Source organism: Rhizobium sp. SVR5-2C (assembly GCF_056755115.1).
In genome coordinates, this window is sequence record NZ_JBNDHT010000189.1 from 1 (window position 1) to 9,995 (window position 9,995).

The following is a 9,995-nucleotide window of genomic DNA, read 5'->3' on the forward strand; positions in this document are numbered from 1 at the left end:
ACCGTGCGTGAACTGATGCCCAGATTGAAGGCGATCATCTTGTTCTGCAGGCCGTCGAGCACGCCGGCCAGGACCTGGTGTTCGCGGTCCGTCAGCTGGCAAAGCCGCGATGCGATAGTGTCGGTGCCGGAGGCCCCACAGAAGGCACGCTTCAGAGCCGTCGCCCGGTTGATGGCCGCGATCAGCACCTCGTCTCCAAAAGGCGCCTCCACGCAATCTGCCGCCCCGGCCTTCATCGCCTGGACAGCCGTCGTGACATCCCCGTGGCCGGTGATGACGATCGCCGGAATGTCTGCATTGAAGCGCCGCAGGTGCTTCAACAGTTCCATGGCGTCGAGGTGCGGCATCCTGAGGTCGGTGACAAGGCAGCCTCCTTCCGACATCGAAGCACCATCCAGAAACGCCTTTGCCGAGTCATGCGCGCGGACGGCAAATCCTGCGGAGACCAGCAGGAACGTCAGGGATCGTCTAAACGGCTCCGCGTCATCGACGAGATGGACTGTAAGGTCGTTCGCCATCAGTTGAGCTCTCCGGCAACGCAGGCGACAACGAGAAAGATTGAAACCTTCTCCATGGCCTGCCTGCGATATGCGAGCCTGTCCGCCACGCGATGATAGCTCTGCCGGCCATCTTTGGACCGATGATCGGTGTAACATCGCGTAACCTCTATTGGAGATGGCTCGTCACCCAACATCGCGCGGTGGTCGGCAGGAGGTGGTCATTGGGAGTTGCACCTATCTCTATTTTCATTGATCCGGCTCAATGCCGCCGCTTTGCTGTTCGGCTAATTTAGAAGCAACGGTACATGATCTTTCGAGGGAGTAGGTGAGATGAGGACGTTTGCCCCGGCCGTTCGAATAGCGGCCGCTGCCGCGATGGTGATGCTGACGGTGATGCCAGTGAGCGCTCAACAAACGACTCGCCAGGAATACCGAAGGATGAATTGGGCCGAAAACCTGCCGGAAGCGGTCAGGACATATCATGGCAAGCGGTTCACGGTCATCAGCTACAGCAACGCGCATGAAACCGGCCATCATCCGTCGCCTGGCACTGCACAGCAAGTGGAGGCAATCCGAGCTGCAGCTCGGGCAAACAAATGGCTCGTTGCCCAATTGAAGGCCAGGAAACTCACACCGAACAAAATCGAGTGGGTGACGCGAGCCCGTAATGGCAACATGGTTTTCTACATAGACTGAGCGATAGCTGGTCTCGGAGGAGAAATCTTCTCCGACACATAGCGAGCGATCGTTGCAACATCCCCTGACAAGTGCGTTGCAGGCGTTCGTTTCGCTACAGCGAACCTGGCTCGTGCGCTGGTCGACCGAGGACTGTGCCATCCAGGTGACCGAGTTATGGGGCTGAGCCGTTCTCAGCCCAGACTGTCGCTCGTGCATCGTCGCGAGGTTTCCGGTGATGTGGAAGTCAATCATCGAAGCTCCATTGGAGCAGGATCTAGAGCTCGCCGTGATCGACGAGGAAGGGGTTCACGCTTTGGTTTTTCCGTGTCAGCGCAGGCCCGGCGCTTGGGTGAACGCCATGACCGGCGAAATTCTGGAGGTTCACCCGACCCATTGGCGCGCCTGGCTTGTTCAACAATTCCATGTGGTCAAAGTTCATTGACGCCAATAGTCGCGGCCGCGTCGGACGGTTTTGCCGGCGGAGCACCGGATGCTGCACCGCACATTGCTTCCGATCAATGACATCACCAGCCGCGCTAACATAGTCTGGCCGGGTTCACGGGCGGCCGGATGTGGCCGTCATCCGGTAGGCTGCTTGCAGTGGAGAGGGTCATGCGCGGTTTCGGTGTTCACTCGGAGGTCGGAAAACTCAGGACCGTCATGGTCTGTAAACCGTCCTTGGCCCATCAACGTCTGACGCCTGCCAATTGTCATGATCTGCTCTTCGATGATGTCCTCTGGGTTCATGAGGCGCAGAAGGATCATTATGATTTTGTCCTGAAGATGCAGGAAAGGGGCGTGGAGGTTCTCGAACTCCACGATCTGCTCGGCCAGACGCTCGCCGACAAGCAGGCGCGCGATTTCGTGCTGGATCGCCGGATCACCCCAAACGTGCTCGGCTCGCAGATTGCGGAGGCGGTGCGCCCGTGGCTTGACGAAATGCCGGCCACGCAACTCGCGGCATTCATGATCGGCGGCATCGCTATCTCCGATCTGCCTGACGTCAAGGCGAAGTCGTTGATGCTGAGTGCCTTGGCGGAGTCGGAATTCGTCATACCGCCGATCCCCAACACATTGTTCCAGCGCGATCCCTCCTGCTGGATTTATGGTGGTGTGACCTGCAATCCGATGTTCTGGCCCGCTAGGCGCGCGGAAACCCTGATCCAGCGTGCGATCTATAAGTTCCACCCATCTTTCCATGGCGGCGATTTCCAGATCTGGTGGGGCGATTCAGACCAGCAGTTTGCGAATGCGTCGATGGAGGGTGGCGACGTCATGCCGATCGGCAACGGCACCGTGCTGATTGGCATGGGCGAGCGCACGACCTATCAGGCCGTCGGGCAGGTGGCGCAGGCCCTGTTCAAGAGCAAGGCGGCAAAGAGGGTCATCGGCTGCCTGATGCCGAAGAGTCGCGCGGCGATGCATCTCGACACCGTTTTCAGTTTTTGCGACCGCGACGTCGTCACGCTGTTTGCCGAGGTGGTCGACCAGATCCGTTGCTACAGCATGCATCCGAAGGGCGACGACGGCACGTTCGAGGTTCATCCCGAAAATCGACCAATGCTCGACGTGGTCAGCGAAGCGCTTGGCTTGCCTCAACTGCGCATTGTGGAGACCGGGGGCAACTCCTACCAGGCCGAACGCGAGCAATGGGACGACGGCAACAACGTCGTCGCGCTCGAGCCGGGCGTCGTCGTCGCCTACGACCGCAACACGCACACGAATACGCTTCTGCGCAAGGCGGGCATCGAAGTCATCACCATTCGCGGCTCAGAACTCGGCCGCGGCCGCGGCGGTGGGCACTGCATGACGTGCCCCATCTGGCGCGACCCCGCATACTGATGCCTCGCATCCATCAAAACAGACCCGACGGAGCAAGAAAATGAGTTTCAATCTGCGCAATCGCTCGCTTCTGACCGTGCAGGATTATACCCCGCGCGAGTTCCGGTATCTCCTCGATCTCGCTCGCGACCTGAAGCGGGCCAAATATGCCCGCACCGAACAACAGCATCTGAAAGGCAAGGAGATCTGCCTGATCTTCGAGAAGACCTCGACGCGGACAAGATGCGCCTTCGAAGTCGCCTGCTCGGATCAGGGCGCCAATGTGACCTATCTCGATCCCTCGGGCTCGCAGATCGGGCACAAGGAATCCTTCAAGGACACGGCGCGCGTGCTCGGCCGCATGTATGATGCGATCGAATATCGCGGGTCGGCGCAGACGGGTGTGGAGACGCTCGCCCGCTATGCGGGCGTGCCGGTCTATAACGGCCTGACCGACGAATACCATCCGACGCAGATGCTCGCCGACGTGATGACCATGCGCGAGCACAGCGACAAGCCGATCGCCGACATCAAATATGCCTATGTTGGCGACACGCGCTCGAACATGGGGCACTCGCTTCTGATCGTCGGCTGCCTGATGGGGATGGACGTGCGCATCTGCGGGCCCAAGTCGCTCTGGCCTTCCGAGGAGTACATGAAGATCGCCAAGGATCTGCAGCAGAGGTCCGGTGCGCGTCTGCTGGTCACCGAAGATCCCAAGGAGGCCGTGCAGGGCGTCGATTTCATTCACACGGACGTCTGGGTGTCGATGGGCGAGCCGAAGGACGTCTGGCGCGAGCGCATCAAGCTGCTCACGCCCTATCAGGTCAACGAAGACCTGATGAAGGCAACGGGCAATCCGCAGACGAAGTTCATGCATTGCCTGCCGGCGTTTCACGATACTGAGACGACATTGGGCAAGCAGATCGCGGAAGACTACGGCATGAGCAACGGCCTTGAGGTGACCGGCGAGGTCTTCGAGTCCGAAGCCAATGTCGCCTTCGAGCAGGCGGAAAACCGGCTGCACACGATCAAGGCGCTGCTTGTCGCTACCCTGGGAGATTAGGATGCGTGTGGTTATCGCGCTTGGCGGCAATGCCCTTCTCCGGCGCGGAGAAGCCATGACCGCGGATGTCCAGAGGCGGAACGCGCGCATCGCTGCGGAAGCGATCGCACCGCTGGCAGCCGAGCATCAGCTCATCATAACCCATGGCAATGGGCCGCAGGTGGGTCTGCTCGCGCTGCAGGGCGCAGCCTACAAGCCGGACGAAGCCTATCCGCTCGATGTTCTCGGCGCGGAAACCGAGGGTATGATCGGCTACATGCTCGAGCAGGAACTCGGCAATCTGCTGCCGTTCGAGCAACCGCTGGCGACGCTTCTGACCATGGTTGAGGTCGATGCCGACGATCCGGGTTTCCAGAATCCGACCAAGTTCGTCGGCCCCGTCTATGACAAGGCCGACGCCGATCGTATCGGCACGGAAAAGGGCTGGGTGTTCAAGCAGGACGGCGAGAAGTGGCGGCGCGTCGTTGCGTCGCCATTGCCGAAGCGCATCTTCGAGGTCCGCCCGGTACGGTGGCTGCTGGAACAGCGAACCATCGTCATTTGCGCCGGCGGCGGCGGCATTCCGACGATGTATGAAAAGGGTAGTGATCGGAAGCTCATCGGCGTCGAAGCCGTGATCGACAAGGATCTGTGTTCGGAGCTTTTGGCACGCGAGCTCGATGCCGACCTTCTCATCATGGCGACCGACGCCCAGGCCGTCTGCACCGACTGGGGCAAGCCATCTCAGAAGGCGATCCATAGGGCGCGTCCCGATGATCTCAAGCAGTTCTCCTTCCCTGCCGGCTCCATGGGACCGAAGGTCGATGCCGCGTGCCATTTTGCTCAGGAAACCGGCAAGAGCGCGGCAATCGGAACCTTGGCTGACATTGCCAGAATGGTGCGCGGTGAGCGCGGGACGATCATCAGCAGCGGGTTCCCTGGCCTGACGTGGCACGCATGAGCGTGCCAGGTTCCGCGATGAGGTTATCCTGAGACGGCCGGGTGCGTCGATGCACCCGCAGCCGTCTCTTTGCTGTCAACGGGTGCTGCTACGGCGTTTCGTCGTTGCCAGACGTAGACAGGGATGCCGAGCATGAGCAGCACGAGACCATAGAGCACTGGCTCGGCGCCGGACCCATAGAGGGTGAACATAGCGAAAATGAAACCGACAAGCTCGATTGCGGTCACGCGCGGTACCCGTCTTCCATTGGTCACACGCGCCGCAACGAGGCTTCCGGCAAGCGAGCAGAAGGCATAGGGAACAACGGCCGTCATCGTGCTCAGCCCGACCATCAGCCGATAGACTGCGGCGAAGCCCTCCGACCCGATAGCCTGGACTAGAACCAGCACGGTCGCAAACGACGCCGAGACCACCATACCGATCGCCGGCACGCCGCGTGAGGAGAGCCGGGCAAAGAGAGGAGGGAACAACCCGTCCCGAGCTGCCGCCATTGGAACCTGCCCCATCAGCAGAGTCCAGCCGTTTAGCGCGCCAATGGATGAGAGCACGACTGCGATCGAGATCGCCAGCTCGCCGCTGCGCCCCCACATGATCCCCGCTGCCTCGGAGAACGGCGCCACGGAACGCACGAGCTGCTCGCGAGGCACAAGGCCCATCACAACGATCGTGCCGAGCACATAAAGAGCCGCAGCGATGGAGATACCGAGCACAGTCGAACGGGGGATGGTTCGCTCTGCGTCGCGGACATCGCCGGCGGGAACGGTCGCCGATTCCAGTCCCAGATAGGCAAACATGGTGAGCGGCGCCAGCGCCGCGACCGACTGAAGCAGCGGCTGGCCGCTTGGGTTGAATTCGGAGAAATGAGACGTGTCGATGAAGAGAAGACCGATAATGGCGACCGCGCCGAAGGGAAGCAGCTTGGCGTAAGTGGTGACCTGCGCAAAGACGCCGGCTGCGTGAACGCCGCGAAGATTGACGAGCACGATCGCCCATATCGCCCCAAGCGTCAGCAATGTGGCCGCAAAGCGGTTTCCTAGCGCTGGGAAGAGATCGATCATCACGCCGGCGAAAGCGATGGCGATCACAGGAAGCGATGTCCAGATGGAAATCCAGTAACCCCAGGCGATCAGGAAGCCGGCAAAATCGCCATAGGCGAGTCGCGTATAGGCGTAGGGTCCGCCGACAGCCGGCACGAGACTGGCAAGCCGCGCGAATGTGAGACCGAGGCAGATTGCGCCGGCTCCCATGATGATCCAGACGATGATCGCGAGGTTGCCATATGGCGCGATCGCGGCCGGCGAAAGATAGAAGCCCGATCCCACCATATTGCCGACGACGATGGCGGTGCAGGCGGCAAGTCCGAGGCTTTTGCCATTCGGTGACGTCGTCATGAATTCCCCCCTAAGAGGCCGTCTCCCTGGTGCCAACGGCGCCGTGGGCCGCCATCTCAGGCCCGATCTTCCCTCCAAAGATCGGGCGCTGCAATCCGGTTCAATGCGTAGTCGGCGCGCGCCTCAGACATCTTCACGATTGGCGTGGAGGCGCTAGAATGGCCGCTACTCAGTGGTGGGCGGCGTGGGGATGCAGATGTGGAACGAGCAGGGGTTTTTACGCATCTCGATTGCGGCTACCGTCGTGGTTGCCGCGCTCGGCGTCGTCTTCGGTATTCTTTCGGGCTCATTTTCCATTGCGTTCGATGGGGTGTATTCGCTGGCGGATGCAGCGATGACCGGGCTTGCTCTATGGGTTTCGAGCCTGATCGTGAAATCGGCGCAGAGCGATGCTCAGTCAGGCAGAATTCGCAACCGCTTCACCATGGGCTTCTGGCATCTGGAACCGATCGTCCTCATGCTCAATGGCTGCCTGCTGATGACGGTCGCGCTCTATGCGCTGATCAACGCGATCATCAGCATTCTCAGCGGCGGGCACGAACTCCATTTCGGCGTCGCGATCGCCTATTCCGCCGCGACGGTGGTCGTCTGCGTGGTCATGGCCGCCATAGGCATGAAACTGAACCGTACTCTGAAATCCGACTTCATCTCCCTCGACGTCAAAGCCTGGATCATGTCGGGCGGTATCGCCCTTGCCCTGCTGATTGCTTTTCTGATCGGCCTTGCCGTGCAGCCGACGCCGGTCGCCTGGGTTGCCAATTATGTGGACCCGGTGGTCTTGGGTCTAGTCTGCCTCGTGATGATTCCGCTTCCGATTGGCACGGTCTGGAAGGCAGTGACCGAAATCCTGCTGATTGCGCCGGTCGATCTCAAGGACCATGTCGATCATGTTGCTTCCGAGACGGTTCGCCGTCTCGGCTTCCTCTCCTACCGGGCCTATGTCGCGCGCGTCGGCCGGGCAACGCAGATCGAACTTTACTTCATCGTGCCTCAAGGACTTCCTCCGAAAACAGTGGAGGAATGGGATGCGCTTCGCGACCAGATCGGCGACGCGATCGGAGATGAGAGCGCCAATCGCTGGCTCACGATTGCCTTCACCGCCGATGCGGAATGGGCCGAGTAGAGACGAGGGATCGCCTCCGCCGATTTCGAAAGGCTTTTGTTCCTATCTTGATTGCGATCAACGACGCCGCTTTACCCGGCGTGTACCATCCCCCGACCTGAGACGCATGCGGCTGCGTGGCGGTCGCTGCCTTTTGACCATCGGGTTGTGGAGGGCGCATGGAGTTCCAAAAGGCATTTCCGATAGCCGTCATTGATGAGGATTTTGACGGCAAGAGTGCTGCCGGGCGCGGGATGCGCGATCTGGCGGCGGCGATCGAGAACGAGGGGTTCCGCATCGTTTCCGGCGTCTCCTATGAGGATGCGCGCCGTCTCGTGCATATCTTCAACACCGAATCCTGCTGGCTGGTTTCCGTCGACGGTACGGAGGATAAGATCTCGCGGTGGCAGGTGCTGGAAGAGGTTCTAAGCGCGAAGCGCGGGAAAAACGACCGGCTGCCGATCTTCCTCTTCGGCGACGACACGACCGCCGAGGATGTTCCGGCCAGCGTGCTGCGTCACGCCAATGCCTTCCTGCGGCTGTTCGAAGATTCGGCAGAATTCATGGCGCGCGCCATCGTGCAGGCTGCGCGCAACTACCTCGACCGGCTGCCGCCGCCGATGTTCAAGGCGTTGATGGACTATACGCTCGAGGGTGCATATTCCTGGCATACGCCCGGCCACGGCGGCGGCGTCGCCTTCCGCAAGAGCCCCGTGGGGCAGCTGTTCTACACCTTCTTCGGCGAAAACACGCTCAGATCCGATATCTCCGTATCTGTCGGCAGCGTCGGTTCGCTGCTCGATCATGTCGGGCCGATCGCCGAGGGCGAACGCAACGCCGCCCGCATCTTCGGCACGGACGAGACCCTGTTCGTGGTCGGCGGCACGTCGACTGCAAACAAGATCGTCTGGCACGGCATGGTCGGGCGCGGCGATCTCGTGCTTTGCGACCGCAACTGCCACAAGTCGATCCTGCATTCGCTGATCATGACGGGCGCGACCCCCATCTATCTGACGCCTTCGCGCAACGGGCTCGGCATCATCGGCCCGATCTCGAAGGATCAGTTCACGCCCGAAGCAATCGCGCAGAAGATCGCCGCAAGTCCGTTTGCCGGGCAGACGAGCGGCAAGGTCCGGCTGATGGTCATAACTAACTCGACCTATGACGGGCTCTGCTACAATGTCGATGCCATCAAAGCATCACTGGGCGATGCGGTCGAGGTGCTGCACTTCGACGAGGCCTGGTACGCCTACGCCAATTTCCACGAATTCTACGACGGCTTCCACGGGATCTCTTCTGCCCAGCCCGCGCGGTCGCAGAACGCCATTACCTTTGCCACGCACTCGACGCACAAGCTGCTCGCCGCGTTCTCGCAGGCGTCGATGATCCATATCCAGCATGCCGAGAACAAGCGCCTCGACATTACGCGCTTCAACGAAGCCTTCATGATGCACACCTCGACCTCGCCGCAGTACGGCATCATTGCCTCCTGCGATGTCGCGGCCGCGATGATGGAGCAGCCGGCCGGGCGCGCTCTTGTGCAGGAGACGATTGACGAGGCCATCAGCTTCCGGCGTGCGATGAACGCGGTCAGAAAACAGACGGAAGGGAGCTGGTGGTTTGATGTCTGGGAGCCGACGGTTGCCGAACAGACGCCGAGTGATAATCACGAAGACTGGGTGCTGAAACCCGGCGACGGCTGGCACGGCTTTGCGGGCTTGGCCGAAAATCATGTGATGGTCGATCCGATCAAGGTCACCATCCTCTCGCCGGGATTGTCGGCCAGCGGTACCATGCAGGAGCATGGGATCCCGGCCGCCGTCGTCACGAAGTTTCTTTCCTCGCGCCGCATCGAAATCGAAAAGACCGGCCTCTACTCCTTCCTTGTTCTCTTCTCGATGGGGATTACCCGCGGCAAATGGAGCACGCTTGTCACCGAACTCTTCAATTTCAAGGATCTTTACGATGCCAACGCGCCGCTGACGCGTGCGCTGCCGGCACTTGCCGCCGCGCATCCGGAAGCCTATGGCGGCCTGGGACTGAAGGATCTCTGCGAGCAGATCCATGCGATCTACCGCAAGGACGACGTGCCGAAGGCGCAGCGCGAGATGTACACGGTCCTGCCCGAGATGGCGTTGCGGCCGGCCGATGCATATGACCGGCTCGTCAAGGGACAGATCGAGAGCGTTGAAATCGACAATCTCATGGATCGCGTGCTTGCGGTCATGATCGTTCCCTATCCGCCCGGCATTCCGTTGATCATGCCGGGCGAGCGCATCACGCAGTCGACGAAGTCGATTCAGGATTACCTGCTTTACGCCCGCGATTTCGACCGCAAGTTTCCGGGCTTCGAAACCGACATTCACGGCCTGCGATTTGCCCCCGGTAAAGACGGACGTCGGTACCTCGTCGACTGCATTGCAGAAGGACAGCAACAATGATCCCGCGCGATGTGAAGTCTCCGACCGTGGCCATACCGTTTCACAGGATGCTGAAG

Annotated in this window: 9 protein-coding genes; 7 read left to right on the forward strand and 2 right to left on the reverse strand. The window is 60.6% G+C overall.

What is annotated here, in order from left to right; translation table 11 throughout:
• Positions 1–518, reverse strand: a 518-nt coding sequence (locus tag ACPYOI_RS32590; protein ID WP_481423920.1) for a response regulator, incomplete at its 3' end; no start/stop codon positions are given.
• 357 nt (positions 519–875) lie between these two features.
• Between ACPYOI_RS32590 and ACPYOI_RS32595 the strand changes: the two genes are divergently transcribed.
• From ACPYOI_RS32595 to arcC, 5 genes are all read left to right on the forward strand, one after another.
• Positions 876–1,196 (forward strand): hypothetical protein, encoded by a 321-nt coding sequence (locus tag ACPYOI_RS32595; protein WP_481423921.1) that lies wholly within the window; start codon positions 876–878, stop codon positions 1,194–1,196.
• A 217-nt stretch (positions 1,197–1,413) separates the two neighbouring features.
• Positions 1,414–1,620 carry a hypothetical protein gene (locus ACPYOI_RS32600; protein WP_481418781.1) on the forward strand — a complete coding sequence of 69 codons (207 nt, stop codon included), beginning with the start codon at positions 1,414–1,416 and terminating at the stop codon, positions 1,618–1,620.
• A gap of 170 nt (positions 1,621–1,790) precedes the next feature.
• Positions 1,791–3,020: an arginine deiminase gene (arcA, locus tag ACPYOI_RS32605; protein WP_481418780.1), complete on the forward strand. Its 1,230-nt coding sequence runs from the start codon at positions 1,791–1,793 to the stop codon at positions 3,018–3,020.
• A 40-nt stretch (positions 3,021–3,060) separates the two neighbouring features.
• Positions 3,061–4,065, forward strand: a complete 1,005-nt coding sequence (locus ACPYOI_RS32610; protein ID WP_481418779.1) for an ornithine carbamoyltransferase — start codon at positions 3,061–3,063, stop codon at positions 4,063–4,065.
• A gap of 1 nt (position 4,066) precedes the next feature.
• Positions 4,067–5,005 carry a carbamate kinase gene (gene arcC / locus ACPYOI_RS32615; protein ID WP_481418778.1) on the forward strand — a complete coding sequence of 313 codons (939 nt, stop codon included), beginning with the start codon at positions 4,067–4,069 and terminating at the stop codon, positions 5,003–5,005.
• A gap of 23 nt (positions 5,006–5,028) precedes the next feature.
• Here arcC and ACPYOI_RS32620 read toward each other — a convergent pair whose 3' ends face one another.
• Complete coding sequence (locus ACPYOI_RS32620; protein WP_481423922.1) at positions 5,029–6,396, reverse strand: amino acid permease; 1,368 nt, start codon at positions 6,394–6,396, stop codon at positions 5,029–5,031.
• Positions 6,397–6,592: 196 nt separating this feature from the next.
• Between ACPYOI_RS32620 and ACPYOI_RS32625 the strand changes: the two genes are divergently transcribed.
• Both ACPYOI_RS32625 and ACPYOI_RS32630 read left to right on the forward strand, forming a co-directional pair.
• Positions 6,593–7,519: a cation diffusion facilitator family transporter gene (locus ACPYOI_RS32625; RefSeq protein ID WP_481423923.1), complete on the forward strand. Its 927-nt coding sequence runs from the start codon at positions 6,593–6,595 to the stop codon at positions 7,517–7,519.
• A gap of 158 nt (positions 7,520–7,677) precedes the next feature.
• Positions 7,678–9,939, forward strand: a complete 2,262-nt coding sequence (locus ACPYOI_RS32630) for an Orn/Lys/Arg family decarboxylase (protein ID WP_481423924.1) — start codon at positions 7,678–7,680, stop codon at positions 9,937–9,939.
• Positions 9,940–9,995 lie beyond the last annotated feature (56 nt).